Origin of the sequence: Enterobacter sp. N18-03635, assembly GCF_004006055.1 — a bacterium.
Classification (GTDB): domain Bacteria; phylum Pseudomonadota; class Gammaproteobacteria; order Enterobacterales; family Enterobacteriaceae; genus Enterobacter; species Enterobacter vonholyi.
This window is the reverse complement of sequence record NZ_CP034769.1, coordinates 3,693,719-3,711,411: the sequence shown is the minus strand read 5'-3', so window position 1 is coordinate 3,711,411 and position 17,693 is coordinate 3,693,719. Positions and strand designations below refer to the sequence as shown.

Sequence of the window (17,693 nt, the reverse complement as noted above, 5' to 3'; positions counted from 1 at the left end):
GGGCAAAAAAACTGTGTAGTGGTTTTAACGTTCTAAACGCAGCTGCTGTAAATTCCCGTCGAGCTGTAAATCCGTCTGTAGCGTTGCGATTTCCCGGCAGATAAACGCCATCTCTTTATGCGCCTCCAGCTTCTTGCGCCACTTTTCCGGCACCTCATCCAGACGGGCGTAAATCCCTTCCAGACTCTGAAAATCGGCCAGCAGCTGCGCGGCGCTTTTCGGCCCAATACCGGCGACACCCGGAACCTTAGAGCTGCTGATGCCTGCCAGCCCCCAGTAATCAGGCAGTTGTCCAGGCGAGACGCCGAACTCGCTGGCAATAAATGGCGCGTCCAGCCAGCGTTTTTGAAAATAGTCGCGAATGCGGATAGTTGGGGAGAGCAGCTGACAGTAGCCTTTGTCAGTTGAAACAATAGTGGCCTGTTGCCCGGCGCTGGCTACCTTTACGGCCAGAGTGGCCGCGAGATCGTCGGCTTCATTTCCCTGTGCGCCCCAGCAGGGGACGCCCCGCTGTTCAAATGCAGCGCGCAGCATGGGCAATTCAGCGTGAAGATCGTCCGGCATCGGTGCGCGTCCGGCTTTGTAGTCGGGCAAACGCTGGTGTCGCCAGCCCGTGTTGCGGTCTTCGTCATCAAAAACCGCGACCGCATGGGTGGGCTCGCTGTGGCGGATAAGCTGTTCCAGAGCGTGCAGGCAGGTGTCTTTACAAGGCGTCCCCTGTACCGCATGGATACGGCGAATCAGGTTTAGTGCATCGACGATAAGTAAATGAACGGCCACAGATAATCTCCCTTCTATCTCATACGTGAAGGGTAACACTGTCAGCAGCGTGAAACTATGAATGGTGGGGAAAACAGGAAGAAGCCTCGCAAAACGAGGCTTCCTGAGAGGCTTAATCGCAGGTTACGATCTTCATCGCCAGGCCGCCGCGAGAGGTTTCGCGGTATTTGGCGTTCATATCTTTACCGGTTTCGTACATGGTTTCGATAACCTTATCGAGACAGACGCGAGGCTCGCTGGTGCGGCGCAGCGCCATTCGCGCCGCGTTAACCGCCTTCACGGAGGCAATCGCGTTACGCTCGATGCACGGCACCTGTACCTGGCCGGCAACCGGGTCACAGGTCAGCCCCAGGTTATGTTCCATGCCGATTTCCGCTGCGATGCACACCTGCGCCGGGCTTGCGCCCAAGAGTTCCGCCAGACCCGCCGCCGCCATAGAGCACGCCACGCCGACTTCACCCTGACAGCCCACTTCCGCACCGGAAATAGACGCGTTCATCTTATACAGCGAACCAATTGCACTGGCCACCAGCAGGTAGCGCGCCAGCGAGTTCGCGTTCACTTCACGGATAAACTTGTCGTAGTACGCCAGCACCGCCGGAACGATACCGCAGGCACCGTTGGTCGGCGCGGTGACCACACGGCCCCCTGCGGCGTTCTCTTCGTTTACCGCCAGGGCGAACATGTTGATCCAGTCCACCACGGCCATCGGGTCCGTGGTCGTTTTGTCGGTGCTCACCAGCATACGGCGCAGCGCTGCAGCACGACGCGGCACGCGAAGTTTGCCCGGAAGAACGCCTTCGGTGGTGATCCCGCGCTCAATACCGCCGCGCATCACTTCCCAGACGTTAGTGAAGTGCTGTTCGAGCTCCTCTTTGCTGTGAAGTGCCAGCTCGTTTTTCATCATCAGGCCGGAGAGGGAAAGGCCCGTCTCCTGGCAGTGGCGCTGGAGGTCTGCCGCCGTTTTGTACGGATACGGCACCTCGACAGAGGAAGTACTGGTTTGACCAAAGTGGTCTTCGTCGACGATAAAGCCGCCGCCGATTGAGTAATACGTCTGGCTGTATACCGCTTTTTCGCCGGCCAGCGCGGTAATGCGCATGCCGTTTTCGTGCAGCGACAGGTTGTCCGCATGGAAATTCATGCAGTGGTCAACCGGGAATTCAACCTCGTGCTCGCCGTTCGCCAGCAGCAGGCGCCCGTGGGTATTAACGTCCTGGATGAAACCAGGGATCGCATCAATATCAACGGTATCCGGCAGGTTTCCCGCCAGGCCCATGATAATGGCGATATCGGTATGGTGGCCTTTCCCGGTCAGAGAAAGCGAGCCGTATACATCGACAACCACGCGGGTGATGTCGTGCAAGATGCCGCGTGCAATCAAGTCATCCGTGAACTGCTTACCGGCTTTCATCGGTCCGACGGTATGAGAGCTGGAAGGACCAATACCGATTTTGAAGATATCGAATACGCTAATCATGATGCGTCCATTGCTTTCAGTCAGAGAGGGAGGAGTGCGCCGTCCGAAAACGGCGCGGGTGGTAATCAGAACATGGTGTACAGGGAGTAGAAGATCGCAGAGATTGCGATAAGACCCATGATAACCACAAACACGTTGCTCACATGACCGCTGTACTTACGCATAGCAGGGACTTTCTGAATCGCGTACATCGGCATCAGGAACAGAATCATCGCGATGACCGGGCCGCCCAGGGTTTCAATCATGCCCAGAATGCTTGGGTTCAGGGTCGCTACTGCCCAGGTGGTGAGCAGCATGAACAGCGCGGTGATTTTGTTCAGCTTGTTGATTTCAATGCTCTTGCCTTTACCGCGCAGAGATTTAATCACCATACCGTTGAAGCCTTCACGTGCGCCGAGGTAGTGGCCCAGGAAGGATTTGGTGATGGCGATAATCGCGATGATCGGTGCCATCCACGCAATCAGCGGTGCGTTAAAGTGGTTCGCCAGGTAAGACAGGATAGAGATGTTCTGCTCTTTCGCTGCAGCCAGATCCGCCGGGGAAAGGCTCAGTACGCAGCTGAAGACGAAGAACATAACGGTCAGAACCATCATGATGTGAGCGCGTGCCAGGATGCTGGAGCACTTCTTCTCTGCGCCGTTACCGTACTCTTCACGTTTCGCAACGGCGAAGGAAGAGATGATTGGAGAGTGGTTGAAGGAGAAGACCATTACCGGAATCGCCAGCCAGAGGGTCATCAGCAGGCCGTTACCGGTCGCCGATGCGCTGCTTAGGGACAGGGTTTCCAGCGCTGCACCGTTCCACTGTGGGATCAGGTAGCAGGCCAGCAGCATCAGTGCAGCCACAAACGGGAACACCAGCACGCTCATCGCCTTCACAATCATCTGCTCACCGAAGCGCACGATGGTCATCATGCCGACAATCAGGATCAGAGACAGGATGGCACGCGGAGGCGGCGTCATGTGCAGCTGGTGCAGCATGAAGCTTTCAACGGTGTTGGTAATCGCCACGCTGTAAACCAGCAGGATAGGGTAAATCGCGAAGAAGTAGAGCAGGGTAATCAGCTTACCTGCGCCCACGCCGAAATGCTCTTCAACCACTTCAGTGATGTCTTCGCCCGGGTTTTTACCGGACAGCACGAAGCGGGTCAAACCGCGGTGTGCAAAGAAGGTCATCGGGAAAGCAATGATAGCCATAATGATCAGCGGAATCAGACCGCCGACGCCTGCGTTGATAGGAAGGAACAGTACACCAGCGCCGATTGCCGTGCCGTAAAGGCCAAGCATCCACATGGTATCCGTTTTGCGCCAACCACTTCGGGATTCAATCGAAGCAACGGTGCTGGTTTGAGTGGTTTCCATCTATATCTCCTGGAGGAAGCGAATTGTCAGGTTTTTAGTCAAATCCGATGAAAAAGTGCCTGACGGTAATATGAAATTCGTTCAGTGACGGTTTTTTAATAATTTTTGCCCGTAACTATTGGCGGGCGGAAAGATACATTCTAGTTATGAATCTATCAGTGATCCTGATCCCAAATGCAATAATCCACTTATGATGTGGGCATCTTTAGACCATTTATCTGTTAAAAAAACACCAAAGAGAATTTACGGGCGCGAAGGCTACCACCAACGACATGTGAGCTGAAAGACTGGCCCGTGATATAGGTGTCTTTAGCTGTAAAGAAAGGGGTTTTTAGTATTTTCTGACGGGTAATTTAGATTAAGGCTGATAATTTACGGTTGAGAAAACAAGGTAATCGTTTGCGTTTGGGCATAGTTTGTTAAAGACATAAGTGATTCGTATGAATTACATCAGGAATAAAAAAAGCCGGGACGCGCAACAGGGCGATCCGGCTTTGATGAGATATCGCTAAGCGTTATGTGCAGATTTCGTAGCAAGGAATATAGGCTGAGCCTGGCAGCTTCATGCGGTGCTGGGCGACAAAGCCCTGCAGCATGTCGTCCATGCGGCGCATCATCTCCGGGTCGCCGTGGATCTTGTACGGACCGTATTGTTCAATGGCGCGGATGCCCATCTCTTTCACGTTGCCCGCGACAATACCGGAGAAGGCGCGACGCAGATCGGCAGCCAGCACTTCCACCGGCTGGTCCGGGTAGAGTTTCAGGTTCGCCATATTTTCGTGCGTTGGCTCGAACGGGATCTGCAGGTCTGGCGCAATACGGATTGACCAGTTAAAGCTGTACGCATCGCCGGTATCGCGACGGTTCTCCTTCACCAGCGGCATCGCTTTTTTCATCTGGCGCGCCACTTCCGCGGCATCGTCAATGATGATGCGATAGTGACGACGCGCGGCTTCACCCAGCGTGTGCACGATAAACTCGTCCAGCACGCGGAAGTAGTCGGCGCTCTCTTTTGGCCCGGTCAGGATCAGCGGCAGAACCTGATCCTTGTTGGCCGGGTTCATCAGAATACCCAGCAGATAGAGCAACTCTTCCGCTGTCCCCACGCCGCCCGGGAAGATGATAATGCCGTGGGCGATACGGACAAACGCTTCAAGACGCTTCTCAATATCCGGCATGATAATCAGCTCATTAACCAGCGGGTTAGGTGGCTCAGCGGCGATGATGGACGGTTCGGTCATGCCAATAAACCGTCCCTCTTTGTAGCGCTGCTGCGCATGCCCAACCGCCGCTCCTTTCATTGGTGCTTCCATCGCACCCGGACCGCAGCCGGTACAGATATTCAGCTCACGCAGGCCGAGTTGCGTTCCAACCCGACGGGCATAAAGGTATTCGGTTTCGTTAATGGAGTGGCCGCCCCAGCAGACAACCATGTTCGGCGCTTCGCCGACGTGCAGCGCACGGGCGTTACGCAAAATGGAGAACACCAGGTTAGTGATATGGACCGAGCTTTCCAGATCGAGATGCTGGAAACGACCTGCGTTGTGGATCTGCCCGTTAACAAACAGGATGTCACGCAGCACGGCAAACAGGTTAGCCTGAAGTGAACGAATGATACGCCCGTCAACAAAGGCCTCTTCCGGCGGGTTGATGACTTCAAGCTTCACGCCACGCTCGCGGCGAAGCACGTTGATATCAAAGCTTTCGAAGCGGGACAGCAGTTCTTTACTGTTATCTGTCAGGCTTCCGGAGTTCAGTACGGCAAGTGAACAGTTACGAAACAGTTGATAAAGATCGCTGCTGGCCGTGCGCTTAAGCATGTCCACTTCCAGCTGCGACAACATATCCATTGAGCCAAGCGGGCTAATATGTGTAATCAAGTGAGCTCCTTACGGGACGATTATCGTCTTTCCCTGTTGATTACAATAGCCCTGGCGCGTGACGTTTCACAACCTAAAGCGCGGAAGATACCGCGCATATTGTGAAAATATTTATATTATTGACGCACCAGCCGTCCGGTCGCCGGCACAAAATCGGTGTTGGTGCGCCACGGGTTGATGTCCAGACCGCCGCGGCGGGTATAGCGCGCATAAACGCTCAGTTTTTCTGGCTGGCAGAAGCGCTGAATATCGCTAAAGATGCGCTCCACGCACTGCTCGTGGAATTCGTTGTGATGTCGGAATGACACCAGGTAGCGCAGCAATTTTTCCCGGTCAATTTTCGGGCCGCGGTACTGGATCTGCACCGAGCCCCAGTCCGGCTGGTGGGTGATCAGGCAGTTGGATTTCAGCAGATGGCTGACCAGCGTCTCTTCGACCACCTTGCCACTCGCCGCGTTTTCGAGGTAATCGGCGCTAAATTCATAATTCTCCACCTCAATATCCTGATCGTCGATGCAGGTCCCGTTGAAGTGGGCGATTGGCTGCCCTTCCAGCTCGTGCAGGCGATACAGTGAAACGCTCACCTTTCCCTGCGCGCAGGCGCTTAAATCACGTTCCAGCGTGTGCTGAACGTCGTCCCAGCTGTTAAATTTTGTCTGGTTAAAGCTGTTGAGATAGAGCTTAAAGCTTTTAGACTCGACGAGATTCACGCTGGCATAGTCCAGCTCAACGTGGCCCACCGCCACCTGCGGCAGGCCGCGTGCGTTGAGCCACGAGAGTTCGTACAGCGTCCAGATATCGCCACCCACGAACGGCAGCGCGTCTGCGTGCAGACCCAGAGGATCGCGGTTCAGGCTGCGCGGCACGCCCTGCAGCAGGCTTGCATCGTAGGTATCGCGGTAATCGGTCGATTTACCCAGCGTTAAGCCGGTTAACGCCTGATGATTTTCGTAAGACATGTTTCATAGCCACTTTACAGGTACACTTATGGCCTGAGTTTATCCTGTCTGACAAGAAGAGAGAAATCGGTGGACATCGAAACTGCAAATGCCCTCACTACCTTTACGACCCGCTACTGCGACGCATGGCATGAAAAGCAGGGCTCGTGGCCGCAAAGTTCTGATTTATATGGCGTACCTTCACCGTGTATTATCTCTTCGCTCGACGGTTACGTTATCTGGCAACCAAAACCCTTCGACGGCGAGCAAAATGTAAATGCGGTTGAGCGGGCAATGGACATTGTGGTACAACCAGCGGTTCACGCATTTTATACCGCGCAGTTTGCAGGGGATATGCCCGCGCGCTTTGCCGATATCACGCTGACGCTGTTGCAGACCTGGAGCGAAGACGATCTGCAGCGTGTTCAGGAAAACCTGATTGGTCATCTTGTCACGCAAAAACGCCTTAAGCTTTCTCCGACGCTCTTTATTGCCACGCTGGACAGCGAGCTCGACGTTATCTCCGTCTGTAACCTGTCAGGTGAAGTGGTTAAAGAGACTATCGGTACCCGCAATCGCGAGACTCTCGCCCCCTCTCTTGCGGATTTCCTCACCCGACTTGAGCCACTTCTGTAATCCCTGATGCTATATCGCGTGTGAGAGATCTCTTACAACGTTTGTGAGAGATCGCTGGAACATTCAGTATTACCTCATTTAATTCAGATTAATATCACTCTATTTTTCAATGAATTAGTTGTTTTGCCTATTATTTTTAGGGAGTCCCGGCGTCTTACAACGCTGGCTGAGTGGGTTGTAAGACGAAGCGGAATAGCGGATTCTATCTCCGTCGACAGGAAGCCGACACGAGAAACGAACATCAGGATGATGGCGTTTCTCAGTCAGGACTCGTCAGGATGGCGCTGCAGGAAGGCTTCAGGATGAAGCGAAGCGGATAACGCAGGATGCGTAAGGGACACCTCCAGGAAGGAGAAAGAGAGCCGGTCAGGATGGTCGGTGGGTCAGGAAGGCCAGGACGTTTCAGGATGAAACAAACACGTCAGGAAGATGTGTGAAGGATGCAAAAGGTAGACGGATGACCAGGCCTTCGGGCTTCAGGAAAAGTTGTCACGGATGAGCAGGGAGCACGAATTGTAGCTGGAATGCTGCGAAACGAACCGGGAGCACTGTTTTTACAGTGCTCCCTTTTTTTATTTCTGCCTTCCGCAATGCTATGCTGCGCGCCGTTCACTTTTTCAGTTGAGGTTACTATGACGCAACACGATAGCGTTCGTGCTCAGTTGCACGCCATCGAAGCCCTTTTGCGCCAACATCAGCTGTGGCAGGAGACCGCGCCGCAGCCAGAAGCGTTCGCGAGCACCCAGCCTTTCTGCCTGGATACGCTGGCCCCGTTTGAGTGGCTGCAGTGGGTGTTAATTCCGCGCATGCACGCCCTGCTTGAGGGCGGTCATCCGCTGCCGCAGGCGTTTGCTGTCTCTCCCTATTATGAAATGGCGCTCGAAGCGACGCATCCTGCGCGCGACGTCATGCTGGTCGAACTGGAAAAACTGGATTCCCTGTTTGCCGGTGAAGATGCATGACGCTTGAGATCCTCTATCAGGACGAGTGGCTGGTGGCGGTGAATAAACCGTCCGGCTGGCTGGTACACCGCAGCTGGCTCGATCGTGATGAGAAAGTGGTGGTGATGCAGACCGTTCGCGATCAGATTGGTCAGCATGTTTTTACCGCCCATCGTCTCGACCGGCCGACCTCCGGCGTGCTGCTGATGGGGCTTTCCAGCGAGGCGGGGCGTCTGCTGGCGCAGCAGTTTGAACAACATCAGATCCAGAAGCGCTACCACGCGATCGTGCGGGGCTGGCTGACCGAGTCCGCCACGCTGGACTACCCGCTGGTGGAGGAGCTGGACAAAATCGCCGATAAATTTGCCCGCGATGACAAAGGCCCCCAGCCCGCCGTGACGGATTATCGCGGTATGGCGACGACGGAAATGCCGGTGGCAACCAGCAAATTTCCGACCACGCGCTATAGCCTGGTTGAGCTTCTGCCCAAAACCGGGCGTAAGCACCAGCTGCGACGCCACCTTGCGCATCTGCGCCACCCGATTATTGGCGACAGCAAACACGGTGATTTACGCCAGAACCGCAGCGCGGCCGAACACTTTGGCTGCCATCGTCTGATGCTGCACGCGAGCGAGCTCAGCCTGACGCACCCGTTTACCGGCGAGCCGCTGACTATCCGTGCGCGGCTGGACGACGTCTGGATGCAGGCGCTGTCACAGTTTGGCTGGCTGGGACAACTCCCCGAAAATGAAAGGGTTGAGTTTGTATCGGGCAACGTTCAGGATGAACAGTAAACGCATTCAATATGGGAAAATAGCATGGCTGAAGTAGGCATTTTTGTCGGCACAATGTACGGCAACTCGCTGCTGGTAGCGGAAGAGGCTGAGGCAATACTCGCCAGCCAGGGCCATCAAGCCACGGTCTATGAAGATCCGGAGCTGGCGGACTGGGAAAAGTATAAAGATAAATACATTCTGGTGGTGACCTCCACCACCGGGCAGGGCGACCTGCCGGACAGCATCGTGCCGCTGTTCCAGGGCATTAAAGACCTGCTTGGCTATCAGCCAGATGTTCACTACGGCATCATCGCCCTCGGCGACAGCTCTTACGCCAACTTCTGCGGCGGCGGCAAGCAGTTCGATGCGCTCCTGCAGGAACAGAGCGCCCAGCGCGTCGGCGAGATGCTGCTGATTGACGCGGGTGAGCACCCGGAGCCAGAAAGCGAATCAAACCCGTGGGTCGAACACTGGGCAACGCTGCTTAAATAGTTCTCCAGGCCGGGTAAGGCTTAACCGCCACCCGGCAACGAAGCCACACCAAATCCTCGATTCCGTGAAGCATCTTCCACTGCTTTGGGCTTATGCCCCAAACCACGTTCCCTACTCCTTTCAATGTTGTGTTTTTGCACGGTGAGGAGAAGAGGCTCTCCTTCATATACTTTCCCGGTCACTATAAAACGGCTTCAGGCCGTACTAAAACGACAAAAACCAATCTCATTCTGATTACCCTACCGGTGCTGTACAGAATGAACCAGGCGAAAGCTATGTTTCAGGAGTGCAACAATGAGTACATTAAGCCACGCAGCGAGCAGCGCTGAAAAGCGCACCTATGCCCGCTACTGGATAGTGGTGATGCTGTTTATCGTCACGTCCTTTAACTATGGTGACCGCGCCACGCTGTCGATTGCCGGTTCGGAAATGGCAAAAGATATCGGCCTTGATCCGGTGGGGATGGGTTACGTTTTCTCCGCATTCTCATGGGCCTACGTCATCGGGCAAATTCCTGGCGGCTGGCTGCTGGACCGTTTTGGCTCGAAACGCGTCTATTTCTGGTCCATCTTCATCTGGTCTGCCTTTACCCTGCTGCAGGGCTTCGTCGATATCTTCAGCGGCTTCGGCATTATCGTGGCGCTCTTCACGCTGCGCTTCCTGGTGGGGCTAGCGGAAGCACCTTCCTTCCCGGGCAACAGCCGCATTGTGGCGGCCTGGTTCCCGGCGCAGGAGAGGGGAACGGCGGTGGCGATTTTCAACTCCGCACAGTACTTCGCGACGGTGATCTTTGCGCCCATTATGGGCTGGCTGACCCATGAGGTGGGCTGGTCACACGTCTTCTTCTTCATGGGCGGGCTTGGGATCGTCATCAGCTTTATCTGGCTGAAAGTGATCCACGAACCCAACCAGCATCCTGGCGTAAACAAAAAAGAGCTGGAGTACATCGCGGAAGGCGGCGCGCTGATCAACATGGATCAGAAATCCTCGACGGCGAAAGTGCCGTTCAGCCAGAAATGGGCGCAGATCAGGCAGCTCGTCGGCTCGCGCATGATGATCGGCATCTATCTGGGCCAGTACTGTATCAACGCCTTGACCTACTTTTTCATCACCTGGTTCCCGGTTTACCTGGTGCAGGCACGCGGAATGTCGATTCTGAAAGCGGGGTTTGTCGCCTCGGTCCCGGCCATCTGCGGCTTCGTGGGGGGCGTGCTCGGCGGGGTGATTTCCGACTGGCTGATGCGCCGCACCGGTTCCCTGAACATCGCGCGTAAAACGCCTATCGTGCTCGGCATGCTGCTCTCCATGACCATGGTGTTCTGTAACTACGTCAATGCCGAGTGGATGATTATCGGCTTTATGGCGATGGCCTTCTTCGGCAAAGGCATTGGCGCGCTGGGCTGGGCGGTGATGGCGGATACGGCACCGAAAGAGATCAGCGGCCTGAGCGGCGGTCTGTTCAACATGTTCGGCAACATCTCCGGGATTGTTACGCCCATCGCTATCGGCTACATCGTCGGCACCACCGGCTCTTTCAACGGTGCGCTGATTTACGTGGGTGTGCATGCGCTGGTGGCGGTACTGAGTTACCTGGTGCTGGTGGGGGATATCAAACGCGTCGAACTTAAACCTGTTGCGGAGCGTAGATCATGACAACGCAATCGAGCCCAACCGTCATGGAGATGAAGGTCATCCCGGTGGCCGGGCAGGACAGCATGCTGCTCAATATTGGCGGTGCGCATAATGCCTGGTTTACCCGTAATATCGTCGTGCTGAAAGACAGCGCAGGGAATACCGGCGTGGGCGAGGCCCCTGGCGGAGAGGTGATTTACCAGACGCTGGTTGATGCCATTCCGCAGGTAGTGGGTCAGGAGGTCGCCCGTCTGAACAAGGTGGTTCAGCGGGTGCATAAGGGCAATCAGTCGGCAGACTTTGATACGTTCGGTAAAGGTGCCTGGACGTTTGAACTGCGCGTCAACGCGGTTGCTGCCCTGGAAGCGGCTCTGCTTGATTTACTGGGGAAGGCGCTCAATGTCCCGGTCTGCGAACTGCTGGGGCCCGGCAAACAGCGCGATGCGGTCACCGTGCTGGGCTATCTGTTCTACGTTGGCGATCGCAATAAGTCCGATCTCCCCTATCTGGCCCGAACCGCGGGCGATCACGACTGGTATCAGCTGCGCCATCAGGAAGCGCTCTCCAGCGGCGCGGTGGTGCGGCTGGCCGAGGCGGCGCAGGATCGCTACGGCTTTAAGGATTTCAAGCTGAAGGGCGGCGTGCTGCCCGGCGAGCGGGAGATTGAAACGGCCCGGGCGCTGAAAAAACGCTTCCCTGATGCACGGATCACCGTCGATCCCAACGGCGCATGGCTGCTGGATGAAGCCATTAGCCTGTGCAAAGGGCTGGGCGATGTCCTGACCTATGCAGAAGACCCCTGTGGCGCGGAGCAAGGATTCTCGGGTCGTGAAGTCATGGCTGAGTTCCGTCGCGCCACCGGGCTGCCGGTCGCGACCAATATGATCGCCACCAACTGGCGCGAAATGGGTCACGCGGTGATGCTTAACGCCGTCGACATACCGCTGGCGGACCCGCACTTCTGGACGCTCTCAGGCGCAGTCCGCGTGGCCCAGCTGTGCGATGAGTGGGGGCTCACCTGGGGCTGTCACTCGAACAATCACTTTGATATTTCGCTGGCGATGTTTACCCACGTTGGCGCGGCGGCGCCGGGTAACCCGACCGCCATCGATACCCACTGGATTTGGCAGGAAGGTGAAGCCCGACTGACGAAAAATCCGCTGGAAATCATAGATGGCAAAATTGCCGTACCGGATGCGCCGGGTCTGGGCGTGGAGCTGGACTGGGATCGGATCCATAAAGCCCATGAGGCGTATAAAAAGCTACCGGGCGGCGCGCGTAACGACGCGGGCCCGATGCAGTACCTTATCCCCGGCTGGACATTTGACCGTAAGCGCCCTGTTTTTGGACGTCACTGATAAAAGGATTACACGATGAGTACCTTTACGACCCCTGTCGTCACTTCCATGCAAATCATTCCGGTTGCGGGCCATGACAGCATGCTGATGAACCTGAGCGGCGCGCATGCGCCATTCTTTACCCGCAATATTGTCATTATCAAAGACAATTCCGGCCATACGGGCGTGGGCGAAATTCCGGGCGGGGAGAAGATCCGCCAGACGCTGGAAGATGCCATTCCGCTGGTCGTGGGCAAAACGCTGGGTGAGTACAAAAATGTCCTGAACACCGTGCGCAACACCTTTGCCGATCGCGATGCCGGGGGACGTGGCCTGCAGACCTTCGATCTGCGTACCACCATTCACGTGGTGACCGGGATTGAATCCGCGATGCTGGATCTGTTGGGTCAGCATTTGGGGGTCAACGTCGCGTCGCTGTTGGGTGAAGGACAGCAGCGCAGCGAAGTGGAAATGCTGGGCTATCTGTTCTTTGTCGGCGACCGCAGGCTGACACCGCTGCAGTACCAGAGCCAGCCGGATGAACAATGCGACTGGTACCGACTCCGCCACGACGAGGCGATGACCCCGGATGCGGTGGTGCGCCTGGCAGAAGCCGCATACGAAAAATATGGCTTTAATGATTTCAAACTGAAGGGCGGCGTGCTGGCCGGGGAACAAGAGGCGGAAGCCGTCACCGCACTGGCAAAACGTTTTCCACAGGCGCGCGTGACGCTGGATCCTAACGGAGCATGGTCGCTTGATGAAGCGATCAAAATTGGTAAACAGCTGAAAGGCGTGCTGGCGTATGCGGAAGATCCGTGCGGGGCTGAACAAGGCTTCTCGGGCCGTGAAGTGATGGCGGAATTCCGCCGAGCAACGGGGCTACCAACCGCGACCAATATGATTGCTACCGACTGGCGTCAGATGGGACACACGCTGTCATTGCAGTCTGTCGACATTCCGCTGGCGGACCCGCACTTCTGGACGATGCAGGGCTCGGTGCGCGTGGCGCAGATGTGTCATGAGTTTGGCCTGACCTGGGGTTCGCACTCTAACAACCACTTCGACGTGTCGCTGGCAATGTTCACGCACGTTGCCGCTGCCGCTCCGGGGACGATTACCGCTATCGACACGCACTGGATCTGGCAGGAGGGTAATCAGCGTCTGACTAAGCAGCCGTTTGAAATCAAAGGTGGCATGGTGCAGGTGCCTTCCACTCCGGGGCTGGGGGTTGAGCTGGATATGGACCAGGTGATGAAGGCCCATGAGCTGTACCAGAAACACGGTTTGGGCGCGCGCGATGACGCGATGGCGATGCAGTATCTGATCCCCGACTGGACATTCGACAATAAATGCCCGTGCATGGTACGATAAACGCATTGGGACCGCTCCCATGAACGGTCTTTTACGTGGTGTATGCTTAACGTAACGACTATGCGTAAGGATGGCTTATGAAAATTGTTATCGCACCGGACTCGTATAAGGAAAGTTTGAGTGCGCTTGAGGTTGCGACAGCGATAGAACGTGGTTTTCGCGAGATCTTTCCCGAGGCGGTTTACGTCAAACTGCCGGTTGCGGACGGCGGCGAAGGGACGGTTGAGGCGATGATCGCGGCAACGCAGGGACGCATTGTGCATGTTCCGGTGACCGGCCCGCTGGGTGAGCGGGTGGACGGGTTTTATGGCTTATCCGGTGACGAGCAGAGCGCCTTTATTGAAATGGCGGCGGCAAGCGGCCTGGAGCTGGTCGTCCCTTCACAGCGTAATCCCCTGAAAACCACCTCCTGGGGCACGGGCGAACTGATTCGGCATGCGCTGGATGCGGGCGTTAAGCATATCATCATTGGCATTGGCGGCAGCGCCACCAATGACGGCGGAGCAGGGATGGTGCAGGCGCTGGGCGCTAAATTGCTCGACGCGAATGAACAGCCTCTTGGGCAGGGCGGAGGTGAACTGGGAAAACTCGCGCGTATCGACCTGAGCGGGCTGGACAGACGTCTGGCGGAGTGTCGGATAGAAGTCGCCTGTGATGTCACGAATCCACTCACCGGAAAGGACGGTGCGTCAGCCGTATTTGGACCGCAAAAGGGTGCCACACCCGAGATGATCGTCACCCTGGACAACGCGCTGGCGCAGTATGCGAGAGTCATTGCCCGGGATCTGGATATCGACGTGCTAAACCTTGCTGGCGGCGGAGCGGCAGGTGGCATGGGGGCGGCGCTGTACGCCTTTTGCGGCGCGCAGCTGCGCCAGGGCATTGAGATCGTGACCGATGCGCTACACCTGGCCGACCAGGTGGCCGATGCGGATTTGGTGATCACCGGGGAAGGCCGCATTGACAGCCAGACGATCCACGGCAAAGTCCCGGTGGGGGTGGCGAAGGTGGCGAAACGCTTTAACAAACCCGTTATTGGCATTGCTGGCAGCCTGACGGCGGACGTTGGCGTAGTACACGATCACGGCATTGATGCGGTCTTTAGCGTGATCTACACCATCTGCTCGCTGGAAGACGCGCTGGAAAATGCCAGCGAGAACGTCAGGATGACCGCAAGGAATATCGCTGCGGTGCTGAAAGTGGGGCAGGCATTTTAGCTGTGGTTGCCGGGTGGCGGCTTCGCTTTAACCGGCCTACGTTAGTGCACCTGTAGGCCCGGTAAGCGTAGCGCCACCGGGCATTTACCTCAGCTCCCCAACACCTTCATCGCTTCCCGCGTCACATTATCCATTTCATCCAGCAGCTCCAGGAACTCCGGTTCAAGCTCCGATTCCGGCGTACCGGCACGCAGCTGCTGCTCCAGCAGCTGGCAGAGGTTTTTCAGCCGCGGCACGCCGCTGTACCCGCAGCTGCCGTGTAGCTTGTGGATCGCGTCCAGCAGATCTTCCGGATTTTCACCCACCAGCTGCTCTTCCACCTTATTGCGGATCTCCGGCAGAAACGCGACCAGCATTTGCAGCATGTCGCGGGCGAGATCGGGTTTACCTGCCGCCTGGCGCAGCGCAAGCTGCCAGTCAAAGGTGGCGTTCTGATTAACGCTTACCTCAGCCTGCTCGCTGGAAACCGTGTACGTCCCGCCGATATGACCCGGCTTATATCGCAGCAGCAGGCTATGAAGTTTCTCTTCATCGATGGGCTTTGCCAGGTAATCGTTCATCCCGGCGCTCAGCAGCTTCTCCTTCTGGCCCGCCATCGCATGTGCGGTGACCGCAATGACCGGCGTTTGCTGCTGATGCGGCAGCTGGTGGATCAGCTCGCAGGCCCGGATGCCGTCCATGCCCGGCATCTGAATATCCATCAGGATTAAATCGAACTGCATCTGCTTAGCCTGTTCAACCGCCTGCGCGCCGCTGGTGCACAGCTCAACATGCTGAACCTGGTCCTCAAGCAATGCGCCTATCAGCTTCAGGTTGGCCGGATTATCATCCACCGCCATCACGCTCATCGGCAATTTTTGCTCATCGTTAATCAGCGGAAGGGCATGCTGGCTAAGACGGCAATACTCCGTGAGCGCGGGAAGGAGACGGGTCGCGGTGAGCGGTTTTAGCAGACACGCGGCGGCTCCGTCATTTTTTAACTCTTCTGCATTCAGCTGAGCGTGGCAAGGCAGCGCCAGCAGCAGATAGTCGGTCATCGACGCGGCTTTCGCCAGCCGCTCCTGCTGCATGGTCAGCTCGCCGGTAAAGGTGACCGGGATCCCCATCAGCAGGATGTCGTAATGCTCAACGGCCAGGGCGGAGAAGGTTGGGCTGTAGACCACCTCCAGCGGCGTGGTGCTTAATATGTCGAGCGTACACTGCGCCGCCGCGGCGTTAGGCTCAACATAGGCCAGTCGCTTGCCCTTCAGGCAGTCCGTCATCGGACCGTCGGTCAGCACGTTCGGATTAAGGTCCAGATTAATGTGGAACCAGAAGGTTGAACCGCGGTTTGGCTGGCTGTGGAAAGAGATATCGCCGCCCATCTCGTTCACCAGACGCTGGGTGATCACCAGCCCCAGACCGGTGCCGCCATGACGGCGGGAGATACTGGCGTCCGCCTGACGGAACGCCTGGAACAGACGCGACTGGTCGCGCTCCGGAATACCGATGCCGGTATCGCGGATCTGGACTTCAATCTGAACCTTATTGCTGCTGATCGAGCGTTTCTCTACCAGGACGTCGATATTACCGCTTTCGGTGAATTTAATGGCATTCCCGACAAGGTTGGTAATGACCTGCTGCAGGCGCAGCGGATCGCCAATAACGTTATCCGGCACGTCGTTTTTAATGTTAAGCGTCAGCTCCAGGCCTTTATCGTGCGACGAGTGCGCGAGCAGCGTCACCACTTCATCAAGCGTGCTGCGCAGCGGGAAGGGAATGCTTTCCAGGATCAGCTTGCCCGCTTCCAGCTTGGAGAAGTCCAGCACGTCGTTGATGATCGCCAGCAGGTTGTTGGCCGAGCGTTCAATGGTGTGCAGGTGATCGCGCTGAGTGGGGTTGAGCTCGCTTTTGAGCGTCAGGCGGGTAAAGCCGATCACGCCATTGAGCGGCGTGCGCAGCTCGTGCGACATATTGGCAAGGAATTCCGACTTGATACGCGCCGCTTCCTGGGCGCGCTTTTTCGCCAGATCCAGCTCAACGTTCTGGATCTCCATCTGCTCCAGCGTTTCGCGCAGGTCGGACGTCGCCTGGTCAACGTTGTGCTGCATCTCTTCGTGATAGGCCGCCAGCGACATCGCCATCGAGTTGATGCCGTTTTTCAGCATGTCCAGCTCGCCCAGCATAAACCCTTCCACACGGCTGTCGAGCTGTCCCCGGCGGATGCGGTCAACCGTGTTAACCATGTTGCGGATGGGGCCCGTCACGTCGCGCATCAGGCGCCAGCCGAAGATCAGCGCAATGCCAATGCAGAACAGCATCATCACGCCAGAGATGAAGATTTCTTTGTACTGCTGTAGCCGTACCGACTTGAGATCCAGCTCCAGCGCCACATATCCCAGCATATTATTGCTGGATTTGGCGTCGGATTGCGCGGACTCATCGGGGGAATAGCTTTCCGACACGATCGGCGTGCGCAGGATCATGATATCGCCGCGCCGCAATACGGTGAGGTGGCGCGGGAACGGCGTACCGTCCGGGATCTTCAGGGCCGCCGGATCGAGATGAAAGTTCGAGGTGACAAACAGCCGGTTATGTTCGTCGTACACGGAAATGGCGCGTACGATGTCCGAGTGGCGGCGGTGGAGTACGCTGATTAACTGCCCAATGGATTCGCGGTTTTGCAGGTTCATGCCGTACTCGCTGGATACGGCCAGCGGTTCGATGATGCTGGCGCCTGCATCCTCCAGCTGCCGCTGCAAATCGTTATAGCGGTGCACCACAAAGAAGATACTCAGCAGCAAACCGATAAGAACGGTGGGGGCGAGGATCAAAATCATCATGCGCGCGCGCAGGCTGTAGTTGGTCAT

Annotated in this window: 14 protein-coding genes; 8 read left to right on the top strand and 6 right to left on the bottom strand. The window is 56.5% G+C overall.

The window, feature by feature from the left end; genetic code table 11:
- Positions 1–24 precede the first annotated feature (24 nt).
- The 5 genes from xni to queF form a co-directional block, all read right to left on the bottom strand.
- Positions 25–780, bottom strand: coding sequence for a flap endonuclease Xni (gene xni / locus ELK40_RS18460; protein WP_127732190.1), 756 nt, complete (start codon positions 778–780; stop codon positions 25–27).
- 112 nt (positions 781–892) lie between these two features.
- Positions 893–2,260, bottom strand: coding sequence for an L-serine ammonia-lyase (locus ELK40_RS18455; protein WP_111965429.1), 1,368 nt, complete (start codon positions 2,258–2,260; stop codon positions 893–895).
- A gap of 65 nt (positions 2,261–2,325) precedes the next feature.
- The gene (locus tag ELK40_RS18450; RefSeq protein WP_111965430.1) at positions 2,326–3,621 is read right to left on the bottom strand and encodes an HAAAP family serine/threonine permease; all 1,296 of its coding nucleotides are present in this window, start codon (positions 3,619–3,621) and stop codon (positions 2,326–2,328) included.
- A gap of 515 nt (positions 3,622–4,136) precedes the next feature.
- Positions 4,137–5,501, bottom strand: coding sequence for a nucleotide 5'-monophosphate nucleosidase PpnN (gene ppnN, locus ELK40_RS18445; RefSeq protein WP_023309027.1), 1,365 nt, complete (start codon positions 5,499–5,501; stop codon positions 4,137–4,139).
- Positions 5,502–5,617: 116 nt separating this feature from the next.
- Positions 5,618–6,460: an NADPH-dependent 7-cyano-7-deazaguanine reductase QueF gene (gene queF, locus ELK40_RS18440; protein ID WP_127732188.1), complete on the bottom strand. Its 843-nt coding sequence runs from the start codon at positions 6,458–6,460 to the stop codon at positions 5,618–5,620.
- A gap of 69 nt (positions 6,461–6,529) precedes the next feature.
- On the opposite strand from queF, the gene syd reads away from it, so the two are divergent.
- From syd to ELK40_RS18395, 8 genes are all read left to right on the top strand, one after another.
- Positions 6,530–7,075 carry a SecY-interacting protein gene (syd, locus tag ELK40_RS18435; RefSeq protein WP_127732186.1) on the top strand — a complete coding sequence of 182 codons (546 nt, stop codon included), beginning with the start codon at positions 6,530–6,532 and terminating at the stop codon, positions 7,073–7,075.
- 632 nt (positions 7,076–7,707) lie between these two features.
- Positions 7,708–8,037 carry a YqcC family protein gene (locus tag ELK40_RS18430; RefSeq protein WP_047173524.1) on the top strand — a complete coding sequence of 110 codons (330 nt, stop codon included), beginning with the start codon at positions 7,708–7,710 and terminating at the stop codon, positions 8,035–8,037.
- Positions 8,034–8,810: a tRNA pseudouridine(65) synthase TruC gene (truC, locus tag ELK40_RS18425; RefSeq protein WP_127732184.1), complete on the top strand. Its 777-nt coding sequence runs from the start codon at positions 8,034–8,036 to the stop codon at positions 8,808–8,810. The genes ELK40_RS18430 and truC overlap by 4 nt, the downstream gene beginning before the upstream one ends.
- 24 nt (positions 8,811–8,834) lie before the next feature.
- Positions 8,835–9,284 (top strand): flavodoxin, encoded by a 450-nt coding sequence (locus ELK40_RS18420; RefSeq protein ID WP_127732182.1) that lies wholly within the window; start codon positions 8,835–8,837, stop codon positions 9,282–9,284.
- A gap of 294 nt (positions 9,285–9,578) precedes the next feature.
- Positions 9,579–10,937 carry an MFS transporter gene (locus ELK40_RS18410; protein WP_127732180.1) on the top strand — a complete coding sequence of 453 codons (1,359 nt, stop codon included), beginning with the start codon at positions 9,579–9,581 and terminating at the stop codon, positions 10,935–10,937.
- Positions 10,934–12,274 carry an enolase C-terminal domain-like protein gene (locus ELK40_RS18405; RefSeq protein WP_127732178.1) on the top strand — a complete coding sequence of 447 codons (1,341 nt, stop codon included), beginning with the start codon at positions 10,934–10,936 and terminating at the stop codon, positions 12,272–12,274. The genes ELK40_RS18410 and ELK40_RS18405 overlap by 4 nt, the downstream gene beginning before the upstream one ends.
- A 15-nt stretch (positions 12,275–12,289) precedes the next feature.
- Complete coding sequence (gene gudD / locus ELK40_RS18400; protein WP_127732176.1) at positions 12,290–13,627, top strand: glucarate dehydratase; 1,338 nt, start codon at positions 12,290–12,292, stop codon at positions 13,625–13,627.
- Between the two features lie 77 nt (positions 13,628–13,704).
- Positions 13,705–14,844 (top strand): glycerate kinase, encoded by a 1,140-nt coding sequence (locus ELK40_RS18395; RefSeq protein ID WP_127732174.1) that lies wholly within the window; start codon positions 13,705–13,707, stop codon positions 14,842–14,844.
- A gap of 89 nt (positions 14,845–14,933) precedes the next feature.
- On the opposite strand, the gene barA is transcribed toward ELK40_RS18395, so the two are convergent.
- The gene (gene barA, locus ELK40_RS18390; RefSeq protein WP_111965439.1) at positions 14,934–17,693 is read right to left on the bottom strand and encodes a two-component sensor histidine kinase BarA; all 2,760 of its coding nucleotides are present in this window, start codon (positions 17,691–17,693) and stop codon (positions 14,934–14,936) included.

Bases quoted from the DNA above. Each gene is read 5' to 3' on its own strand.
- ELK40_RS18450 (WP_111965430.1), bottom strand. From the start codon at position 3,621: ATGGAAACCACTCAAACCAGCACCGTTGCTTCGATTGAATCCCGAAGT.
- ELK40_RS18395 (WP_127732174.1), top strand. From the start codon at position 13,705: ATGAAAATTGTTATCGCACCGGACTCGTATAAGGAAAGTTTGAGTGCG.
- ELK40_RS18420 (WP_127732182.1), top strand. From the start codon at position 8,835: ATGGCTGAAGTAGGCATTTTTGTCGGCACAATGTACGGCAACTCGCTG.
- ELK40_RS18410 (WP_127732180.1), top strand. From the start codon at position 9,579: ATGAGTACATTAAGCCACGCAGCGAGCAGCGCTGAAAAGCGCACCTAT.
- gudD (WP_127732176.1), top strand. From the start codon at position 12,290: ATGAGTACCTTTACGACCCCTGTCGTCACTTCCATGCAAATCATTCCG.
- truC (WP_127732184.1), top strand. From the start codon at position 8,034: ATGACGCTTGAGATCCTCTATCAGGACGAGTGGCTGGTGGCGGTGAAT.
- ELK40_RS18455 (WP_111965429.1), bottom strand. From the start codon at position 2,260: ATGATTAGCGTATTCGATATCTTCAAAATCGGTATTGGTCCTTCCAGC.
- ELK40_RS18430 (WP_047173524.1), top strand. From the start codon at position 7,708: ATGACGCAACACGATAGCGTTCGTGCTCAGTTGCACGCCATCGAAGCC.
- ELK40_RS18405 (WP_127732178.1), top strand. From the start codon at position 10,934: ATGACAACGCAATCGAGCCCAACCGTCATGGAGATGAAGGTCATCCCG.
- barA (WP_111965439.1), bottom strand. From the start codon at position 17,693: ATGACCAACTACAGCCTGCGCGCGCGCATGATGATTTTGATCCTCGCC.
- queF (WP_127732188.1), bottom strand. From the start codon at position 6,460: ATGTCTTACGAAAATCATCAGGCGTTAACCGGCTTAACGCTGGGTAAA.